The organism is Pseudomonas sp. B37(2017) (assembly GCF_002112885.1).
In the GTDB taxonomy this organism is placed as follows: domain Bacteria; phylum Pseudomonadota; class Gammaproteobacteria; order Pseudomonadales; family Pseudomonadaceae; genus Aquipseudomonas; species Aquipseudomonas paraglycinae.
Genome location: NZ_NEIX01000001.1, coordinates 15,423 through 33,163, shown reverse-complemented (window position 1 = coordinate 33,163; position 17,741 = coordinate 15,423). Strand labels below are relative to the sequence as shown.

General features: G+C 60.5%; 20 protein-coding genes and 1 pseudogene. 8 read left to right on the top strand and 13 right to left on the bottom strand.

Annotated elements, in window-relative coordinates:
- The first annotated feature begins 81 nt into the window (after window positions 1–81).
- Window positions 82–966: a LysR substrate-binding domain-containing protein gene (locus CAF90_RS00200; protein WP_085602582.1), complete on the top strand. Its 885-nt coding sequence runs from the start codon at window positions 82–84 to the stop codon at window positions 964–966.
- A gap of 52 nt (window positions 967–1,018) precedes the next feature.
- Here the strand turns inward: CAF90_RS00200 and CAF90_RS00195 are convergent, their stop codons facing one another.
- Window positions 1,019–1,402, bottom strand: a complete 384-nt coding sequence (locus tag CAF90_RS00195; protein ID WP_085602580.1) for a c-type cytochrome — start codon at window positions 1,400–1,402, stop codon at window positions 1,019–1,021.
- 55 nt (window positions 1,403–1,457) lie between these two features.
- Window positions 1,458–2,789, bottom strand: coding sequence for a PLP-dependent aminotransferase family protein (locus CAF90_RS00190; protein ID WP_085602578.1), 1,332 nt, complete (start codon window positions 2,787–2,789; stop codon window positions 1,458–1,460).
- 89 nt (window positions 2,790–2,878) lie between these two features.
- Here CAF90_RS00190 and CAF90_RS00185 point away from each other — a divergent pair, with 89 nt between their 5' ends.
- Complete coding sequence (locus tag CAF90_RS00185) at window positions 2,879–3,772, top strand: DMT family transporter (protein ID WP_085602576.1); 894 nt, start codon at window positions 2,879–2,881, stop codon at window positions 3,770–3,772.
- Window positions 3,773–3,775: 3 nt separating this feature from the next.
- Here CAF90_RS00185 and CAF90_RS00180 read toward each other — a convergent pair whose 3' ends face one another.
- Window positions 3,776–4,597 (bottom strand): AraC family transcriptional regulator, encoded by an 822-nt coding sequence (locus CAF90_RS00180; protein WP_085602574.1) that lies wholly within the window; start codon window positions 4,595–4,597, stop codon window positions 3,776–3,778.
- Window positions 4,598–4,731: 134 nt separating this feature from the next.
- Between CAF90_RS00180 and CAF90_RS00175 the strand changes: the two genes are divergently transcribed.
- Window positions 4,732–5,256, top strand: coding sequence for a carboxymuconolactone decarboxylase family protein (locus CAF90_RS00175; RefSeq protein WP_085602571.1), 525 nt, complete (start codon window positions 4,732–4,734; stop codon window positions 5,254–5,256).
- 126 nt (window positions 5,257–5,382) lie between these two features.
- Here the strand turns inward: CAF90_RS00175 and CAF90_RS00170 are convergent, their stop codons facing one another.
- Window positions 5,383–6,828 carry a SulP family inorganic anion transporter gene (locus tag CAF90_RS00170; protein WP_085602569.1) on the bottom strand — a complete coding sequence of 482 codons (1,446 nt, stop codon included), beginning with the start codon at window positions 6,826–6,828 and terminating at the stop codon, window positions 5,383–5,385.
- A gap of 175 nt (window positions 6,829–7,003) precedes the next feature.
- Between CAF90_RS00170 and CAF90_RS00165 the strand changes: the two genes are divergently transcribed.
- Complete coding sequence (locus tag CAF90_RS00165) at window positions 7,004–7,300, top strand: hypothetical protein (RefSeq protein WP_085602567.1); 297 nt, start codon at window positions 7,004–7,006, stop codon at window positions 7,298–7,300.
- Window positions 7,301–7,377: 77 nt separating this feature from the next.
- Window positions 7,378–7,923 carry a hypothetical protein gene (locus CAF90_RS00160; protein ID WP_085602565.1) on the top strand — a complete coding sequence of 182 codons (546 nt, stop codon included), beginning with the start codon at window positions 7,378–7,380 and terminating at the stop codon, window positions 7,921–7,923.
- Window positions 7,924–7,975: 52 nt separating this feature from the next.
- On the opposite strand, the gene CAF90_RS00155 is transcribed toward CAF90_RS00160, so the two are convergent.
- Complete coding sequence (locus tag CAF90_RS00155; protein ID WP_085602563.1) at window positions 7,976–8,590, bottom strand: hypothetical protein; 615 nt, start codon at window positions 8,588–8,590, stop codon at window positions 7,976–7,978.
- A 122-nt stretch (window positions 8,591–8,712) separates the two neighbouring features.
- A complete protein-coding gene (locus CAF90_RS00150; protein WP_085602561.1) occupies window positions 8,713–9,171 on the bottom strand; it encodes a GNAT family N-acetyltransferase in 459 nt (152 codons plus the stop codon).
- A 124-nt stretch (window positions 9,172–9,295) separates the two neighbouring features.
- On the opposite strand from CAF90_RS00150, the gene CAF90_RS00145 reads away from it, so the two are divergent.
- Window positions 9,296–9,937 (top strand): TetR/AcrR family transcriptional regulator, encoded by a 642-nt coding sequence (locus CAF90_RS00145; RefSeq protein WP_041475350.1) that lies wholly within the window; start codon window positions 9,296–9,298, stop codon window positions 9,935–9,937.
- A gap of 9 nt (window positions 9,938–9,946) precedes the next feature.
- On the opposite strand, the gene CAF90_RS00140 is transcribed toward CAF90_RS00145, so the two are convergent.
- The 3 genes from CAF90_RS00140 to ggt all read right to left on the bottom strand — a co-directional run bounded on the left by CAF90_RS00140 (window position 9,947) and on the right by ggt (window position 13,403).
- Window positions 9,947–10,966: a lysozyme inhibitor LprI family protein gene (locus CAF90_RS00140; RefSeq protein WP_085602559.1), complete on the bottom strand. Its 1,020-nt coding sequence runs from the start codon at window positions 10,964–10,966 to the stop codon at window positions 9,947–9,949.
- Between the two features lie 109 nt (window positions 10,967–11,075).
- Entirely contained in the window at window positions 11,076–11,609 is a 534-nt protein-coding gene (locus CAF90_RS00135) for a cysteine hydrolase family protein (protein ID WP_085602557.1), read from the bottom strand.
- A gap of 66 nt (window positions 11,610–11,675) precedes the next feature.
- Window positions 11,676–13,403: a gamma-glutamyltransferase gene (gene ggt / locus CAF90_RS00130; protein ID WP_085602555.1), complete on the bottom strand. Its 1,728-nt coding sequence runs from the start codon at window positions 13,401–13,403 to the stop codon at window positions 11,676–11,678.
- Window positions 13,404–13,539: 136 nt separating this feature from the next.
- Between ggt and CAF90_RS00125 the strand changes: the two genes are divergently transcribed.
- Complete coding sequence (locus CAF90_RS00125) at window positions 13,540–14,055, top strand: methylated-DNA--[protein]-cysteine S-methyltransferase (protein ID WP_085602553.1); 516 nt, start codon at window positions 13,540–13,542, stop codon at window positions 14,053–14,055.
- Here CAF90_RS00125 and CAF90_RS00120 read toward each other — a convergent pair.
- From CAF90_RS00120 to CAF90_RS00105, 4 genes and pseudogenes are all read right to left on the bottom strand, one after another.
- A complete protein-coding gene (locus CAF90_RS00120; RefSeq protein ID WP_074688922.1) occupies window positions 14,052–14,642 on the bottom strand; it encodes an NUDIX domain-containing protein in 591 nt (196 codons plus the stop codon). The genes CAF90_RS00125 and CAF90_RS00120 overlap by 4 nt on opposite strands.
- Window positions 14,643–14,786: 144 nt before the next feature.
- Window positions 14,787–15,812, bottom strand: a pseudogene (locus CAF90_RS00115) (chitinase); the annotation flags it as partial.
- Between the two features lie 40 nt (window positions 15,813–15,852).
- Window positions 15,853–16,488: a lytic polysaccharide monooxygenase auxiliary activity family 9 protein gene (locus tag CAF90_RS00110; RefSeq protein ID WP_085602550.1), complete on the bottom strand. Its 636-nt coding sequence runs from the start codon at window positions 16,486–16,488 to the stop codon at window positions 15,853–15,855.
- A 223-nt stretch (window positions 16,489–16,711) separates the two neighbouring features.
- Window positions 16,712–17,149 carry a hemerythrin domain-containing protein gene (locus tag CAF90_RS00105; RefSeq protein WP_085602548.1) on the bottom strand — a complete coding sequence of 146 codons (438 nt, stop codon included), beginning with the start codon at window positions 17,147–17,149 and terminating at the stop codon, window positions 16,712–16,714.
- A 137-nt stretch (window positions 17,150–17,286) separates the two neighbouring features.
- Between CAF90_RS00105 and CAF90_RS00100 the strand changes: the two genes are divergently transcribed.
- The gene (locus CAF90_RS00100) at window positions 17,287–17,712 is read left to right on the top strand and encodes an N-acetyltransferase (RefSeq protein WP_085602546.1); all 426 of its coding nucleotides are present in this window, start codon (window positions 17,287–17,289) and stop codon (window positions 17,710–17,712) included.
- Window positions 17,713–17,741: the final 29 nt, after the last annotated feature.

Sequence of the window (17,741 nt, the reverse complement as noted above, 5' to 3'; positions counted from 1 at the left end):
GACCACCGCCAGAGCTAGAATCTATAAGGTCTTCGAACGCCTCACCAACGCTAAGAAATCATCGAGCCATTCGGAAAACGCATGGATAAAATTCGCCACTCCCCGTCGCTGCAAGCCATGCAGGCGCTGGTGGAAGTCGCCAGCTCCGGCAGCTTCACCCAGGCCGCGCAGAAGCTGTGCCTGACCCAAAGCGCCGTCAGCCGGCAGATCCAGCAGCTAGAAAGCCATTTCAACGTTCCGTTGGTCTTGCGTACCAGCCGCAGCCTGCGCCTGACTCCGGAAGGCGAGCAGGTTTTAGCGAGCGCGCGGAGCATTTTCGAGCAGCTGAAAACCCTCGAAGAACGCCTCACTCCTCAGAAACGCCCGTTCCGGATTCGCATGCATGTGTCGTTGGCGGTGCGCTGGTTGTTGCCGAAACTCAGCGACTTTTACCTGCGCCATCCCGAGATTTCATTGGCGATCGAAACCGTCGCCACCGAAATCGTCGAACCGACCAGGGACAGCGACGCCTACATCCTTTACCTGCCGACGGCATCGAGCGATCCGGATTGCCTGACTCTGTTTCAGGAAACGCTGGTGCCGGTCTGCGCCCCGAGCCTTGCCGATGCGCCGCGCTCAGTGGAAGAACTGCTGCGCTTCCCGCTGCTGCATCGCTCGGCGGATCGTCAGGCGTGGATCGAATGGCTGGCGGCGAACGACGGCCAACCGCTGGACGATTACCGGCACATCCCGTTCAACCTCGATGAACTGGCATTGGACGCGGCGGCACGGGGATTGGGTGTGGCAGTGACAGACATGACGCTGGCGGCGGAATCCATCGAGCGTGGCGTGCTGGTGGTGCCGTTCGGGCAACCGCTGAAAACCGGAGGGATTTATTCGTTGTGCTTGCAGCCGTCGGCGGCTGCGCATCCGGCTTGTGCGGTGGTGATGGGGTGGTTTGCCGGGCAAGCCGAGCGCCAAGTTTGAACCCGGACTTCACACGAGAGCTGCCTTGCGCAGCTCCCGCACCGGATCTTCATTACTCAGAGAACGTCTGCAAATACGCCAACAGATTATCGATCTTCTCCTCGTCACTCAGTCCCCAGAAGATCATCCGCGTCCCCGGCACCACGCCCTTCGGGTCCTTCAGATACGCCGTCAGCGTTTCACGGTTCCAGGTCAGGCCAGAGTTTTTCATCGCGTCGGAGTACACGTAATTCGCCGACGTCCCCGCCGGGCGACCGATGATGCCGTTGAGTTCGGGGCCGAATCCCGGGCGGGCGGATTCGCCGACCTGGTGGCAGCCGCCGCACAGGCGCGGGAAGACTTTGGCGCCAGCCTCGGCGTCACCGGCAGCCAGTGTCGGCGTGCTGAACAGGCCTGCGTTGAGAATCAGGGCGAACGTTAATGCAGCGTTTTTCATCAGGGTTTTCCAGATCGTCGGCGGCGCCAAGGGTAATCGCGCGCGGCCAGTTGCGCTACAGGTAGGCGCCCACGACCTGACGGACTTTGAGCAAGGCTTGACGCAGGACAAGCATGTCCACCGAGCCCAGCGCCAGACGAATCGCGTGGGGCACATGGGTAGACACGGTGAAAGGTTCGGCGGTGGTAACGGAAACCTGTTCCTGCATCAATTCGACCACGATGTGGTCGGCCCGCACATCTTCCGGCAGCGGCAACCAAAGGAAATATGAAGAGGAATGGCCCACGGTTGGGAGGCCTTCCAGAATCTGCGTAGCCAGAGCTTGCCGGGCCCGGGCGTCGCTGCGCTTTTGTGCTTCGAGCAAGGTGACGGTGCCGTCGTCGAGCCAGCCGCAGGCGATGGCGGTCATCACGCCGGGGGTGTTCCAGGTGGTCGCGCGGATGATCCGCTCCAGCGCCGCCACCTGCTCGACCGGCGCGGCGATGAAGCCGACACGCAGGCCGGTGGCGATGTTTTTCGACAGGCCCGACACGTAGACCGTGCGTTCCGGCGCCAGATCGGCCAACGGCGGTGGTGGGTTATCGACCAGAAAGGCGTAGGCCGCATCCTCGATGATCGTCAGATCATGCCGGCGGGCAATCTCGATCAAATCCTCACGTTGCTCCAAAGGCATCACCCAGCCCAGTGGGTTGTGCAGGGTCGGCATGCTGTAAACCGCACGCACCGGGCGTTGGCGGCAGAGTTTGTCTAAGGCCGCCAGATCGGGGCCCTGCTCATTGACGGGAATCGCCACCACTTCCAGGTGCAGCGCTTCGGCCAGCACTTTGAATCCCGAATAGGTCAACGCGTCGGCAGCGATCACATCGCCGGGCTTGAGTAGCGCCATCAGCGTCACCGCCAGCCCTTGCTGGGCGCCGTTGACGATCAGCACCTGCTCGGCCTCGACACTCAAACCCCGCATTTGCAGATGCCGCGCCACCGAGGCCCGCTCATGCTGGCGACCGGCGTGGGGCTGATAACGCAGCAGCGCTTCAAGGTCGCCGGACAACGCGAGTTGCCGCAACGCGGTGCGCAGCAGCTCGGCCTGCCCCGGCAATGACGGGTAGTTGAAGTTGAGGTCGGTCATGCCGACCGCGACGTCTTTCTGGTCGATGCCCTGCCCCGGCAACAACGACGTTTCCCGCACAAACGTGCCGCGCCCGGCTTCGCCGCTGACCAGCCCCATGGCCTCAAGCTCGGCGTACACCCGCGAAGCCGTGACCAGCGCCAGCCCTTCGCTGGCCGCCAGTTGCCGGTGGGTCGGCAAACGCGTGCCGGGCAGCAGTCGGCCTTCGCGAATGTCGGCGGCATAGGCGTCGACGAGGGTCTTGTAACGGGAGCGCGGCATGTCGGGCTGTATCCATGACAATTCTTTGATTGTCCTGATTCTCGTCCCTAGGATTGCTTCAACGCAACCCACCTCTGAGCGCAACGCGTATGGAACGAACCACCCAACTCGGCACCCCGGCCCTGGAAAAAACCAGCGGCTGGATCAATGGCTTCATCGGCGTTGTGATCTTCAGCGGCTCGCTGCCGGCCACGCGGCTGGCGGTGCTGGAATTCGACCCGGTATTTCTCACCGTCATCCGCGCGACCATCGCCGGCGCCCTGGCGTTGTGCTTGCTGTGGTTGTTTCGCGAACGGCGTCCGGCGCGGGATCAGTGGTTGTCGTTGCTGATCGTCGCGCTGGGCGTGGTTGTGGGTTTTCCGTTGTTGACGGCTTTGGCGCTGCAATACGTGACGTCAGCGCATTCCATTGTGTTTGTAGGATTGCTGCCGCTGGCGACGGCGATTTTCGGCGTGTTGCGCGGCGGTGAACGGCCGCGTCCGGTGTTCTGGATTTTTTCGGTGCTGGGCAGTTCGCTGGTGGTCGGCTTCGCTATCTCGCAAGGCCTGACCGCCTCGCCCACTGGCGATCTGCTAATGCTGGCGGCGATTCTCGCCTGCGGCCTCGGTTACGCCGAAGGCGCAAAACTGTCGCGCACCCTCGGCGGCTGGCAGGTGATCTGTTGGGCGCTGGTGCTGTCGCTGCCGGTGATGGCCGTGCTGAGCGTGTGGCTGGCGCCCGCCTCGTTCAGCGGTATCAGTGTGTCGGCGTGGGTGTGTCTGGCGTACGTTTCGCTGTTCAGCATGCTGATCGGTTTCGTGTTCTGGTATCGCGGGCTGGCTCAGGGCGGGATTGCGGCGGTCGGGCAGCTGCAATTGCTGCAACCGTTTTTTGGCCTGGCACTGGCCGCGACCTTGCTGCATGAACATGTCAGCGTCGGCATGCTCGTGGTCACCCTGGGGGTGATCCTGTGCGTGGCCGGGGCGAAGAAATTCGCCAAATAGTTTTCAGCTCGCACCGGATTTCCATTCTCGCGGGCTGAGCCCGGTCTTACGCCGAAACGCCCGGGCCAGCGCCGAAGGGCTTTCATAACCGACCTCTTCGGCGATCAGGGCAATCGGCCGTCCCTCGCGCAGGCGTTTTTGCGCGAGGCTGATCCGCCAGCTCACCAGATAATCCACCGGCGTCTGCCCCACCACCCGCCGGAAGTGTTCGGCGAAACCGGCGCGGGACAGGTTGGCGGCGCTCGCCAGTTCAGCGACGCTCCAGGCCTTGGCCGGTTGGTCGTGCATCAGGTTCAAGGCTCGGGAAATCTTCGGATCGGCTAGCCCCGCCATCATCCCCGGCTGTTGGTTTCGGCTGCTGATGAGGTGGCGCAGCAGCAGAATCACCAGCAATTCGAACAGCCGATCCATCACCGCTTCGCGCCCGCAGTGCCCATCGAAGGCTTCCTTGAACAGCCACTCCAGGGTGTTGGTCATTTCCGGAAGGTCGGCGAGTTTCAGCACCAGATAATCCGGCAGCGCCGCCGCCAAAGCATTGCCCGCGCCGCCGTCGAAGGTCAGAGAAGCGCACACCAGTTGCGTGCCCATGGCTTCGTTGGCGAACAAGCGATGGGCCATGGGGCGCGGGAAAAAGATCAGGGTCGGTTCGTTGAGTGAGATTTCGGGATCATTACCCGGTTTGAGCAACAACTCCCCCGCCTGCAACAGGTGCACATGCCCGCACACCTGATCGCCGCCGTAGGCGCTCACCCCGCAGAACGTGCCGCTGTGAAAGGTGCCGGCATTGACGCCGAAATGGCTGAGCAACGTAGAAAGGCGATCCATGACTGATTTTCGCAAGGACAGGTTTGGACGATCTGTCGCATATCCTCGACGATTTGCACCCAAAGCACCAGTCGCGCTCCGTAGCATTCACTCCATCCCCGGCGCACTTTGCACCGGACTTTCGGAGAATCACCATGAGCCGCATCGCCCCTCTCAGCCTCGAAACCGCTACCGACGCCACTCGCCCGACACTTGAAGGCGTGCAGAAAAAAATCGGTTTCCTGCCGAACCTGTTCACGACCCTGGCCACTGCGCCCGTTGCGCTGGATGCCTACGTGCAAATCTCCGCCACATTGGGCAAGACTTCACTGAGCGCCAAGGAAAAAGAGGCGGTGTATCTGGCCACCTCGCAGGTCAACGGTTGCGACTATTGCCTGGCGGCGCACACCCTGTTCGCCAGCAAGGCCGGGCTGGCTGCAGAAGAAATCATCGAAGCGCGTCACGGTCGGCTGAATGCTTTTGCCACCCTCGCCCATCAACTGACCGAAACCCGTGGTCATCTGAGCGATGAGCAGATCGCCGCCGCCCGCGCCGCCGGCATCGACGACAAGAAGATCATCGAAGTGATCGCCGTCGTCGCCGCGCAAACCCTGACCAACTACCTGAACAACGTGGCGCTGACCGACATCGACTTCCCCGCAATCGAAAATCCAGCGTAATGCAAAAAACAGTGGGAGCGAGCTTGCTCGCGATGGCGGTGGATCAGTCAGCATCTTTGTCGATTGATACTCCGCTATCGCGAGCAAGCTCGCTCCCACATTGAATTTTGTACTGCGTCGGACGCGTCAGTCGTGATCGACCCCGGCGCGTTTCAACAACTTCTTGCAGCGCTCGGACAGGTGAAACACCTGCAACTGCTTGCCGGCCTTGGCGTAGCGTTCGCGCAAGGTTTTCAGCGCGGCGATGGCCGAGTAATCGACAAAGCTCAGGTGCCGGCAATCCAGCGTCACCCGTTGCGGGTCACTGGCCGGGTCGAATTGATTGAGGAACGGTGTGGTCGAGGCAAAGAACAGCGTGCCGTGCAGGCGATAGAGTTTGCTGCCGTCCGCTTCCATATGCTCATCGGCGTACAGTTCGCGCGCTTGCTGCCAGGCAAAATTCAGCGCGGCGATGATGATCCCGCACAGCACGGCCGTGGCCAGATCAGTAAACACGGTGATGGTGGTTACCGCGATGATCACCAGCACATCGTTGAGCGGCACTTTGTTCAGCACCCGCAGCGAAGCCCAGGCAAAGGTCTGCTGCGACACCACGAACATCACTCCCACCAGCGCCGCCAGCGGAATCCGCTCGATCAGCGGCGACAGAAACAGAATGAACAGCAGAATCAAAACCCCGGCCACTACCCCGGACAAACGCCCGCGCCCGCCGGAACTCAGGTTGATCACGGTCTGTCCGATCATGGCGCAACCACCCATGCCGCCGAACGCACCGGAAACCACGTTCGCCGCGCCCAGCGCCACGCATTCGCGATCCGGATAGCCACGGGTTTCGGTGATTTCGTCGGTGAGATTGAGGGTCAGCAGGGTTTCCAGCAGGCCGACCAACGCCATCAGAATCGCGTAGGGCGCGATGATGCGCAGGGTGTCCAGCGTCCACGGGATGTCCGGCAGCGCGAACGTCGGCAGGCCGCCGGCGATGTGCGCCATGTCGCCGAGGGTGCGGGTTGGCAGGCCGAACAGGTAGACCAGCAATCCGACGCCGAGGATCGCCACCAGCGCCGGCGGCACGGCGCGGGTCAGGCGCGGCAGGATGTAGACGATGGCCATGGTCAGCAGCACCAGCCCGGTCATCAGGTACAGCGGCGTGCCGCTGAGCCACTGTTCACCGCTCTTGAAATGCTCCAGTTGCGCCAGCGCGATGATGATCGCCAGACCGTTGACGAACCCGAGCATCACCGGGTGCGGCACCATGCGCACCAGTTTGCCCAGCCGCAACAGCCCGAACGCCATCATGATCAAGCCGCCGAGCAACACCGTCGCCAGCAGGTACTGCACGCCGTGTTGCACCACCAGCGCGACGATCACCACCGCCATCGAACCGGCCGCGCCGGAGACCATGCCCGGTCGGCCACCGAACAACGCAGTCAGCGTGCAAATGATGAAGGCGCCGTACAGGCCCATCAGGGGGTTGAGGTGAGCCACCAGCGCAAACGCAATGCATTCGGGCAACAGGGCAAACGAGGTGGTGAGTCCGGCCAGGACATCGGCGCGCAGACGAATCGGTTTCATGGCTTACCTGACAGAGCGGCCGACGGGCGCGGCCGCATGCATTTGCGCAAAAGAGCGCCGCGGAAAAAGAGGGTTGCAGATGCTACGCAAATGCGCCGGCGTGGGCCAGTGATCGCTGACAACCGTTGGCGTTCGCTCTATGCTGGCGCGCTGTTTTAAGCCATTGGAGCACCGGATGTCGACCGAACTGACCAGCCGCGAAGTGTGCCAGCGCTTGCGCGATGCCGCGTTGGGCGTGTGTGCCTTGCGGGTGATGGACGCGCGAGCGGATCGGGTTGCGGTCGACATCGAAGGCTGGCGTTTGCACCTGGACTTCGACGGCCGGCGCTTGCATCACTGCGCTGATTGTCTTTGCCCGGACGGTCGCGAGTGGACGCTCGACACCCGGCAGCGTTTCGGCACCGACCCGGTCAGTCTGCTGAGTACCTGGGAGCTGGCGCAGATCGAGGGTTTGTTGCGTCAACGTGAATGATGGACGGCAAACAGAGTTGCCCAATGATGGCACTCTGCCCATAATTCGCCCCCCTTCTCAACGCGCAAGGAACTGCCGTGAAAAAATCGCTGCTGTTGGTCCCGCTGTTTGCTCTGCTCCTGCAAGGCTGTGGCATGACCATGACCCGTTACGAGCCAAGCTTCGACAACGTTCAGAAGCTCAAGCAAACCCCGCCGCTGCACGCGATCAGCAATCCACAGGTTACCGCCGAGTCGGGTGAAGGCTCGTTGATGGTCCGCGCCAACCCGATCAAGTCGCCGACAGGCAGCATCCCGGCGCATATCCAGGACGCGATCACCGAAGAACTGCGCAAGGCCGGTCTGCTCGACCCGCAGGCGACCCGTCATCTGCAAGTGCTGGTGGTGAAGAACCAGTTGAACGCCGGTATGGGCACAGGTGACGGCACCATCGCTGCGCGCTTCACCCTGCGCAATGGCAACGATGTGGTGTACGACGCCACCAAAGATGTCAGCCATCAGTGGGACAGCAGCTTTTTCGGTGTTATCGCGATTCCCAACGCGACCAACGCTTACAACCCGATGCTGCAGGACTTGCTGAAGAATCTGTACAGCGATCCACAGTTCATTCAGGCCCTGAAGTAAGGGCAAAAAAAAGAGCCGCGATTGCGGCTCTTTTTTTTGCTGCTGGAGTGAGTCAGATACCCGAATATTTCGGACGGTTGCTGTCGGCCCATTCCTTGAGCAACGCATTGACCTGCCGAGTGAACGTATCGGTCACTGCTGCTTTCGGTGTATTGAACGCCAGCGGAAGGAACCAGATGCCCATCCAGGTGCCGACCGCGTCGTGGTTACTCGCGGTGGACAGCGGCTGACCTTGCTGATCGAGGGTTTCCAGGCTCATGGTGTACTGGTCGGTGGCATAGGCCGGGATGATCGTCATGCTCAGACCACTGATGAACGCCAGCACCATCTGACCGCCATTCGGTGGATGGTTGTACATTTTCAGGCGCAGGCTGTAGTCACCGGGCTGCTTCTCGAACTTGTCGAAGGTGACACGACCGAACAAACCGGAATCCTTCAGGACGGTTTGCAGTTGCGGTTTGAGCATGTCACGAGCTTGTGGCATTTCCACGGCTGAAGCGCTTTTCGGCTCGCCCTGGTAAAAGTCGAAATCGACATAGACGTTTGGCTTGTTGGCGTAGCTGGCCATCGATGGCAGCGTGACCGGGGCCACTTCGTCCTTGGTGAAACTGGCACAGCCGCCCAGCGCGAGCACCAGACCCAGCGCAAGGATTTTCCCGAATTGCATGATGTCGTCCCTAAAGTGATATCAAAGAGCCTCCATTGCGGAGCGCCGGGGCGGATTCTAGTGATCGTCTACGTCCGGGAAAAGACCTGATTCGGGAAAACCGTGAAAAAGTTCGCGCCGACTCAGCTTTGGCGCAAATCGAGGGTGTACGTGTAGTAGCCCGTATCGCGCACCCAGCCGAGTGATTCGTACAATCCCTGGGCGGTGAAATTGTCGGTGGCGGTTTCCAGCACCAGGCCCTTGGCGCCGGTTTCGACGGCAAAGTCGCGGGCGGTGTTCATCAATAATCGCCCGACCCCACGACCACGGGCGGCCGGCGTAGTGAACAGATCGCTGAGCAGCCATGTGCGATGGGCGTCTATCGAAGAAAACGTCGGGTACAACTGCACGAATCCCAGCGCTTCGCCGCTTTCATCCTCAACCAGAAAAATCGCCGATTCATTGCCGGCCATGCGTTCGGCGATGAAGGTCCGTGATTGCTCGAGATTCGATGGCTGGCCATAGAAACCGCGATAGCCGTCGAACAGCTTCGCCACCGCGTCGAGGTGAATCGTCGTGGCGCGCAGTGCCTGAAGGGTCATTGTGATTTTCCTGATGTAACTGAAATTGAAACCAGCATAGCGCTGAGGAGCGAGTTCGCTGGCTTATTCGCTATATAGTTTTGTATATTGCGAGCCCGAAATGGCCAGACCCTCCATGCCGTCCATGAGCAGCATCCGCGAACGCAACCAGCAACTGATCCTGGCCGCCGCCAGTGAAGAATTCGCCGCCAACGGCTTCGACGCGACCCAGACCCGCGACATCGCCGCCCGCGCCGGTGTGCCCAAGGCCAATCTTTATTACTACTTCCAGAGCAAGGAAAACCTCTACGGCAAAGTGCTGCTCGGCTTCGTCGAACCGTTGCTGGAAGCCTCGGCGGTGCTGCGCGAAAGCGACGACCCACTGATCGGCCTGCGCGCCTACGTCGCCGCCCGCATCCGCATCGCCCGCGAGCACCCGGCGATCGCCAAGGTTTTCAGCGGAGAGTTGCTGCTCGGTGGCCGCCAGTTGCCCGACGAATGCCGCGACCTGCTGCACGGTGAGGCACGGCGCAATGTCGAGTGCCTGCGCAGCTGGATCGACCGCGGGCTGCTGGCGCCGGTGGATCCCGAGCACTTGATGTTGTTCATCTGGTCGGCGACGCGCACCTACACAAACATTGGCTGGCAGATGGGGCGCATCACCGGACGGGAGGTGCCGCAGGATGAGGATTATGCGGTGGCGGCGGAGACGATTACGCGGTTGGTGTTGAGCGGTGCGGTGTCCGAGCCGGTGAGTGATGTTCGCAGGTTGATGTTTGCGACCTGAACGGGAGAGTCAGGGCATCAGGTCCAGAGGTAGTGTCGCATCCCCCGCCAAACGTTCACGCCATGCCAGCAGGACATCAGGCACCCGCTTTTTCCATTTGGGAACGTTGGTGTAATACCGCGCCCTGACTTTGCGTTGCTCATCGAAAACCAATAACACCAGCCAAACTCGGCCGCCCGGCGCGCTCATTAGAATCGCCGCGTTGCTGGAAGCCAGGCCTCGCAGCCAGAACTCATTGACCTGCCCCCCCGGCACATCACCAGAGGTCTCGCCGGCTGCCATTGAGCCACTATTTTGCAGCAGCGTCTGATAGTCATTTTTTAGCAACGTGCGTAATGCCTGATCTTCTTGCTGCGTACGTACAACGCCAAGGCTCAGCAAGTCGTATTCAATCGCGATCGGTTGGTCAGATGCCACATACCTTCCATCGTAGTAAACGCCCATCCCGCCACCACAAGCCCCCTCACCTCCATCGGAATCCACATCCAGCAAACCGTTGAGCGCGCTGAACTTCAGGGTGCAGTTGCCTTCAGCGAAATGCGCTACGGCACCGTCAATTGTGGCCACACCCTCCATGTCACCAGAGTTGCCACCATTTGACGCAGAAACATCAAAGGCAATATGCGTGGCGTCCACCCGCTTGGTTGTGACTTCTGCCGCCGATGAAACGCCCCACGGAATCATCTGCCAGGTGGCATCCCAGCTGAAAGGCTTGGCCACGTATTCAAGCGCTTTCAGACGCATCAAATATTCACGGCGCAGGCAGGAGCTATTGGCGGCACATTGATTGCGTTGTTTCAACCATGAACGCTGATCAGCCTTGAGCGCTTGCGGATCAGCAACCTGCACCACCGCTGTCCGCCAGAGCGCCCCGAGTTTTTCATCGAGACTCGAGGTATACGGATCCGCACAAACGGCTTTTTCAACCGGGCTGGAAGCGCCAGCACAGTCGAAACTGGCAGCGTGCGAGGAGGTAGCAAATACGAGAGAGGTCAGCAGCAAGGCGTGACGGAGATTGAAAGCGAGCATCGACAGATTCCATTCCTGAGGCGGCGGCAGTATGCCGGGCCCGGGCTGTCGATGCTCTGGATTTTTCACTGGTTGCTGGCGGACAACCGGGCTCTTGCGCAAGAAAGAGTCAGAATGTGATCCCGGCCGCCGGCTTCACATCGATCCGCGCCACGGAACCGGTCAGGTGCGCCCAGTCCTTGTTGTGTTCGGCGATGATGTCTTCGGCGCTCATGTTGCCGTTGTCGACGGTGGAGTGCGCATCGGCCGCCAGTTCCACGTCGTAGCCCAGTTGATGGGCCTGGCGCACGGTGGCGTTGACGCAGTAATCGGTTTGCAGGCCGCAGATCACCAGGCGGTCGAAGTCTTCCCGGGGGATCAGTTTCTGCAGGTTGGTCTGGTAGAACGAGTCGTTGGCGGTCTTGTCGACGCGCAGATCGCCGGGCGCGGTGGCCAGGCCGTCAGCCAGTTGCCAGCCTTCGGCACCGTGGGCGAGCGGGCTGTCCTTTTCGTTGTGCTGGATCAGCACCACCGGCACACCCGACTGGCGCGCGCGGGCGCTGAGGCCGTTGATGGTATCGATCACCCGTTTGATGTCGTGGCACTCGTATTCGCCTGTGCACAGGGTGCGCTGGACATCGATGATCAGCAATGCGGTGGTCATGGTGAGCCTTCCTTGATCGGTCCTTGAGACAGGGGCGGACATGTGCCCGCCCCCTTTTTACTCTGCTCAGTAACCCAATGACAACCCGGTGTTGCGCCGTGGATCGTTGGCGCCGTAGAAACGGTTCTTGCCGACCGGTTTGCCACCCAACGACGGTGTACCGACCAGAATCGCGGCGATGTGGTTGGCGTCCTGCGGGCCCGCGAACTTGTGGCCCCAGCTCTCGAGAATCTTCTTCGTGTCGGGGCTCGCGGCGAAGTCTTCGAGGTTGGTTTCCTCCGGCATCCACTGCTGGTGGAAGCGTGGCGCATCGACCGCTTCCTGCAGGCCCATGCCGTAGTCGATGACGTTGAGCATGGTCAGCAGGGTCGCGGTGATGATGCGACTGCCGCCCGGCGTACCGACCACCATCACCACCTTGCCGTCCTTGGTGACAATGGTCGGGCTCATCGAGGACAGCGGTGCCTTGCCGGGAGCGATGGCGTTGGCTTCGCCCTGCACCAGGCCGTACATGTTCGGCACGCCGACCTTGGAGGTGAAGTCGTCCATTTCATCGTTGAGAATCACCCCGGTCTTGCTCGCCATCACGCCCGCACCGAACCAGTCGTTGAGGGTGTAGGTGACCGAGACCGCGTTGCCCCATTTGTCGACGATCGAATAGTGCGTGGTGTTGCTGCCCTCATGGGGGGCGACGCCGGGTTTGAGTTCTGCCGACACACCGGCCTTCTGCGGCTGGATCGCGTTACGCAGCTTGGTCGCGTAGTTCTTGTCCAGCAGGTGCTCGATCGGGTTCTTCACGAAATCCGGGTCGCCAAGATAGCTGTTGCGATCCACGTACGCGTGGCGCATTGCTTCGATCTGGTAGTGCATGCCCTGGGCCGAATGGAAGCCCAGATCCTTCATCGGATAGCCTTCGAGGATGTTCATGATCTGGCAGATCACCACCCCGCCGGAGCTTGGCGGCGGTGCGGACACAACGTGATAGCCGCGATAGTCGCACTCCACCGGGGCCAGTTCGCGGGTCTTGTATTTGTCGAGGTCGGCCTGGGTGATGATGCCCTTGTTGGCCTGGCTGGAGGTGACGATGGCGTCGGCCACCCAGCCTTTATAGAAACCGTCGGCGCCTTTTTCGGAAATGGTGCGCAGGGTCTTGCCCAGGTCGTTCTGCACCAGTTTCTGCCCGACCTGCATCGGTTCGCCGTTGCTCAGGAAGATCGCACCGGAATCCTTGATGTCTTTCTTGAACACGTCAGTGGCGTATTCCAGCAGCTCGACGTCACCCTGTTCCAGCGCAAAACCGTCTTCGGCCAGCTTGATGGCCGGGGCAATCATTTCCTTGCGCGGCTTGGTGCCGTACTTGCTCAGCGCCAGCTCCATGCCGGACACAGTGCCCGGAACGCCGACCGCGAGGTGGCCACGGGTGCTCAGATCCGGAATGACGTTGCCGTCCTTGTCGAGGTACATGTTGGCTGTCGCGGCCAGCGGGGCTTTTTCGCGGAAGTCGAGGAAGGTCTTGCGTCCGTCCGCCAGTTGAATGGTCATGAAACCACCACCACCGAGGTTGCCCGCCGCCGGGTAAACCACCGCCAGTGCATAGCCCACGGCGACCGCCGCATCCACCGCGTTGCCGCCACTTTTCAACACGTCGACACCCACGTGAGTGGCCAGGTGCTGGGCGGTGACCACCATGCCGTTTTCGGCGGCGACCGGGGCAACCGAGGCGGCGTGGGCCATGAGGCAGCTGAGCGCCAATGAGGTCGCAATCAGCGATTTGGCAAAAGGTTCGTACTTCATGAGTCGGTCTCTTCTTTTTATAAGGTAGGAAAGCGCTTCAAGAGCATCAGCCAGTATGGCCGCGATTACGGTTTGCGCCTCCCCGATCCGGCAGTATGCTGGGCGCAGTTTTCGCCCCCGTACCGGAGTTTTTCCCATGGCCTATACGTTCATCACCCTGCCCTCGCCTGTCGGCGAGTTGAAGCTGGTCGCGAACGGCTCACGTCTGGCCGCCATCCTCTGGGAAAACGACAAACCGAACCGGGTGCGCCTCGGACCGATGATCGAAGCACCGGACAATCCGGTGTTGATGAAAACCGCGCGACAACTGGAAGAATATTTTGCAGGAACGCGAAACGCGTTCGATCTGGAGCTGGACTTTGCCGGCACCGAGTTCCAGAAAAAGGTCTGGGCCGCGCTGTTGACCATTCCGTTTGGTGAAACCCGCACCTACAGCCAGATCGCCGAACAGATCGGCCACCCCAGTGCGGTGCGCGCCGTCGGCGCGGCGAACGGGCGCAATCCGATTTCGATCATTGCGCCGTGCCACCGAGTCATCGGCGCCTCAGGAAAACTGACCGGTTTTGCCGGAGGCCTCGAAGCCAAGGAGCGTCTGCTGACCCTGGAAGGTGGCCAGAGGTCGGACATCGGTAAAACCGGTGACTTGTTTTAACTGCCAAACAGGTTATTCATCGCCGCGTATTGCAGCAGCATGATGGTCTTGGCATCGCAGATCTCGCCTCGCTGGAATGCCGCCAGCGCGTCGTCGAAACGCCACTCCAGCACTTCCAGTTCTTCGGTTTCTTCTTCCAGACCGCCCCCTTCACTGACCTTTGACGAGGCATCGTACTCGGCGATGAAAAAGTGCAGTTTCTCGGTCACCGAGCCGGGGCTCATGTAGGCCTCGAAGACCTTCTTCACGTCATGCACGCGGTAACCGGTTTCTTCCTCTGCTTCGTCGCGGATGCGCTGCTCCGGCGCCGCGCCTTCAAGCAGTCCGGCCGCCACTTCAATCAGCAAACCGTCGTGACCGTTGACGAACACCGGCAGGCGGAACTGCCGGGTCAGCACCACGGTGCGTTGTTCGCGGTTGAACAGCAGAATCGCCGCGCCATTGCCACGGTCGTAGACCTCGCGCGTCTGACGCTGCCAGTCACCGTTGTTGCGGTGATAGTCGAAGGTGATTTTCTTCAGCAGATACCAGTCGTGGGACAACACCTGGGTATCGACGATGTTGACCCGCTCGGCTGTGTTGGACATGACGTCTGATCCTTTTTTGTCATCGGAAGATGGCCATGGTAGGTGAAATGATGCGAACCGCCGACGAAAAAAAAGCCCGGCAGCGCTACCGGGCTTTTCCTTCACTGACTACTGATGAGCGACGTTCACCGTTGCGGCATCAGTGCCCTGCGCCGCTGACGGCGCCCCGTGAATCAGTGGTCCATAACGCCGACTGAATTCCCAGTTGTACGGCACGCGATCCTTGCTGGTGCCGTTGTCCCAGTTCACCGACCAGGTCATCAGGCCCTTGATCGGATGTCCTTTTACCGCCAGGCGTTTCATCGCGTTGCCGACCACGGTCTTGTCGATCACGTAACCGGTGGCGGCGGCATCGACGTTGGCCGGCAGGCCGATGACGAACTTGTCCGCCGGGATCTTCGTGAACCCGCGAGTGCCGGTCACCAGGCTCTCGGTCAGGTAATAGAGGAAGTCCTCTTTCATCGCGTCGTTGTTCTGGGCGATCCACGCCCCGTTGCCGTTATTGGCTTCCGGCACCCAGACCCCGTCGCCGCCCTGGTTGTAGAACTGCGGAGCGATGAAGTCGTAATAGCCTTCCAGCGCCTGCAGGTAACCGACGTATTTGCCGGAGGTGGTCAGGTACGGAAACTCCGGCGCCATGCTGATGATGAAGTGCTTGCCTTGGCCGGCGTAGTGATCCTTGACCAGTTTCAGCGCGGCCGGCAGGACGGTCTTGTTGGCAGCGAAATCAATCGCGCTCTGTTCAAGATCGATGTCCAGGCCGTCGAAGCCGTAGGTTTCCACCAGACGGATGATTTCATTGGCCAGCGGTTGCTCCTGACCGGCGCGCAACTCGATGTGCGCATCGGCACCGCCCAGGGAAATCAGCACGGCCCGCCCCTGACTGTTGAGCACGCCGACCTGACGGCGGAACTCGGCATCAGAGACGTTGAACGGCTTGAAGGTCGGAATCCCGCTGCCCTTCATGAAGGCCACCGCGACCACGTTGTATTCCTTCGGTACGTTTTCCAGCGCGATGTTGGCGAACTGGCCGCGCTGGTAACCATCGCTCGGGCCGGCCGGCCAGTTGTGCCAGAAGCCCATGAGGATCTTCTTGCCGGCAAGAGTCGGCATCAGCGACGCCGCGTCGCTGGCCTGGTTTTTCAATAGGGTGAAGTCGATGTTTGACATGTTCTAATCCTTCAGAACGTGTGGGTTTGACGTTGCGGGCTTATTTGAAGTCCACATCGAAGGCCTGATAGAAGGCGTTGCCGGTATTGGCGACGATCCACATCAGGACGATGACGTGATGACCCTGCTTGTTGCCCGGAAGTTTCACGGCGTGATTGACCTTGGCTTTCAATTCCGCCGAATGACTGTAGTACGGCACTTGCGGATAGAAATCCTCGGCGAACGGTTGCGCCTCCAGTTGCGCTCGGCTGATGCGTTGTTTCGGGTCCCAGCCATCCTTGGTGATCAGCCAGCGGTAACCGCGGGTGGTGTGCGGCGCGGTGTACTCCCACTTGACCTCAAGGGTTTGGCCGGGGGTGACATTGAGCAGCGGCCAGGAGAACGGACGCCCGAGTTTCTTGCTCATTTCTTCTGCGGTGAAGTTCACACAGTCACGTGCGTCGTTCTTGCCGCCACTGAGAATATAGCCGTCAGCCGGCGGTACGACGCTCGGGTTGTCGCTCTCGAATGGCGCCGGGAACGGACCGGCCGCGAGTGCCGGGAAGTTCTTGCCGCCTTCCATTTCATTGACCTGCCAGCCACCGAGCAATCCTTGTTCGATGGCCACCGCGCCGCGGCTTGCAGGGGAAATGACGCGACCGTGTCGCAGTTGGGTTTGAGCTTGTGGTTGGTTCATGTTTTTCACTCCGTTGATTTAAGAACTCTCCTGTCCGAGGAGAGGCCTTCAAGCTAACGGAGGGGGATTTTTTGTCCATCGGCGGTTTTGTCGCAGTCTGCCTCGGCGAAACTCGAAAAATGCCGAAAACACTGTATATAAACACAGTGCATTGCGACGACGCTCACCCGACGCATGGCAAAAGGACTACACCGCGTCATTACAAAAACCCGCATTTACCGGTTCAGGGAAGCTGCGCCTCGAACTCCTTTTGATACTGCCCGGCGAGCTGTACCTTTTGCTTGTCATCGAGCAACTTGCCGGCCATCTGGAAGAATTTCTGCTCTTCTTCCTGCAAGTGGTGATGGACCTTCTCCGAAAGCTTTTTCGCCGTGGCCAACCAGGCCGGACTGGACATCTCGGTCTCGTCGAGTTCCTCCATCATTTCGTCCATTTCATGGTGTTCGGCAATGGCATGGCGGCTGAGATCGACACCGTTGTCGAACTCCATCAGCGGGATATAGAAGTGGCGCTCTTCGGCCGTTTCGTGGGCCTGAAGCTCAGCCTTCAGTTGCTTGTAGGCCTCGACCCTTTCCGGGGTGTCACCGCTGGTCTTGATCAACGATTTCGCGTAGGTCCGCTGACGATCGTGGCTTTCACGCAGGGCTTCGAAAATGTTCATGGAATCTCCCAGGCAAACGCGTTCCGGATGGACGCCCTAAAGGGCTAGACCCCGGCGCAGGAGCGACGGTTCCAAGCGATTGCTTCAATCGGCTGCGGCGCGATAGGCTGCCGATTCATTACTACAAGGAAGACAACATGACGTTGCGGATCGAGCTGTCACAGGACCCCACCGAAGAACAGCGCGCAGCCATCCTGGCGCCCCTGCGTGACCATAACATCGCCAAAGCCGGGCCTTCGCTGTACGAACCGGTCGCGTTGCTGGTGCGCGACGATAACGACGCGATCCTCGGTGGCCTTTATGGGCACACGTTCTATCGGTGGCTGTTTATCGAGTTGCTGGCGGTGCCGGAAGAAGGCCGGGGACAGGGCATCGGCTCGAAGCTGATGAACATGGTCGAGGAATTCGCCCGGGAAAAAGACTGCGTGGGGATCTGGCTCGATACCTTTGATTTTCAAGCGCCCGGGTTCTACAAAAAACTGGGATATACCGAGTGTGGCGAGATTGTGGATTATCCGCTGGGGCACAAGCGGCATTTTTTCCAGAAGCGTTTGATTGATTGAATTCAGCGACCCCCGCCCGCAGGCTGGCG

Bases quoted from the DNA above. Each gene is read 5' to 3' on its own strand.
- CAF90_RS00170 (WP_085602569.1), bottom strand. From the start codon at position 6,828: ATGAAACCGATTCGTCTGCGCGCCGATGTCCTGGCCGGACTCACCACC.
- CAF90_RS00150 (WP_085602561.1), bottom strand. From the start codon at position 9,171: ATGACCCTTCAGGCACTGCGCGCCACGACGATTCACCTCGACGCGGTG.
- CAF90_RS00165 (WP_085602567.1), top strand. From the start codon at position 7,004: ATGTCGACCGAACTGACCAGCCGCGAAGTGTGCCAGCGCTTGCGCGAT.
- ggt (WP_085602555.1), bottom strand. From the start codon at position 13,403: ATGAAGTACGAACCTTTTGCCAAATCGCTGATTGCGACCTCATTGGCG.
- CAF90_RS00200 (WP_085602582.1), top strand. From the start codon at position 82: ATGGATAAAATTCGCCACTCCCCGTCGCTGCAAGCCATGCAGGCGCTG.
- CAF90_RS00175 (WP_085602571.1), top strand. From the start codon at position 4,732: ATGAGCCGCATCGCCCCTCTCAGCCTCGAAACCGCTACCGACGCCACT.
- CAF90_RS00125 (WP_085602553.1), top strand. From the start codon at position 13,540: ATGGCCTATACGTTCATCACCCTGCCCTCGCCTGTCGGCGAGTTGAAG.
- CAF90_RS00195 (WP_085602580.1), bottom strand. From the start codon at position 1,402: ATGAAAAACGCTGCATTAACGTTCGCCCTGATTCTCAACGCAGGCCTG.
- CAF90_RS00110 (WP_085602550.1), bottom strand. From the start codon at position 16,488: ATGAACCAACCACAAGCTCAAACCCAACTGCGACACGGTCGCGTCATT.
- CAF90_RS00100 (WP_085602546.1), top strand. From the start codon at position 17,287: ATGACGTTGCGGATCGAGCTGTCACAGGACCCCACCGAAGAACAGCGC.
- CAF90_RS00180 (WP_085602574.1), bottom strand. From the start codon at position 4,597: ATGGATCGCCTTTCTACGTTGCTCAGCCATTTCGGCGTCAATGCCGGC.
- CAF90_RS00155 (WP_085602563.1), bottom strand. From the start codon at position 8,590: ATGCAATTCGGGAAAATCCTTGCGCTGGGTCTGGTGCTCGCGCTGGGC.
- CAF90_RS00185 (WP_085602576.1), top strand. From the start codon at position 2,879: ATGGAACGAACCACCCAACTCGGCACCCCGGCCCTGGAAAAAACCAGC.
- CAF90_RS00190 (WP_085602578.1), bottom strand. From the start codon at position 2,789: ATGCCGCGCTCCCGTTACAAGACCCTCGTCGACGCCTATGCCGCCGAC.
- CAF90_RS00120 (WP_074688922.1), bottom strand. From the start codon at position 14,642: ATGTCCAACACAGCCGAGCGGGTCAACATCGTCGATACCCAGGTGTTG.
- CAF90_RS00105 (WP_085602548.1), bottom strand. From the start codon at position 17,149: ATGAACATTTTCGAAGCCCTGCGTGAAAGCCACGATCGTCAGCGGACC.
- CAF90_RS00140 (WP_085602559.1), bottom strand. From the start codon at position 10,966: ATGCTCGCTTTCAATCTCCGTCACGCCTTGCTGCTGACCTCTCTCGTA.
- CAF90_RS00135 (WP_085602557.1), bottom strand. From the start codon at position 11,609: ATGACCACCGCATTGCTGATCATCGATGTCCAGCGCACCCTGTGCACA.
- CAF90_RS00145 (WP_041475350.1), top strand. From the start codon at position 9,296: ATGAGCAGCATCCGCGAACGCAACCAGCAACTGATCCTGGCCGCCGCC.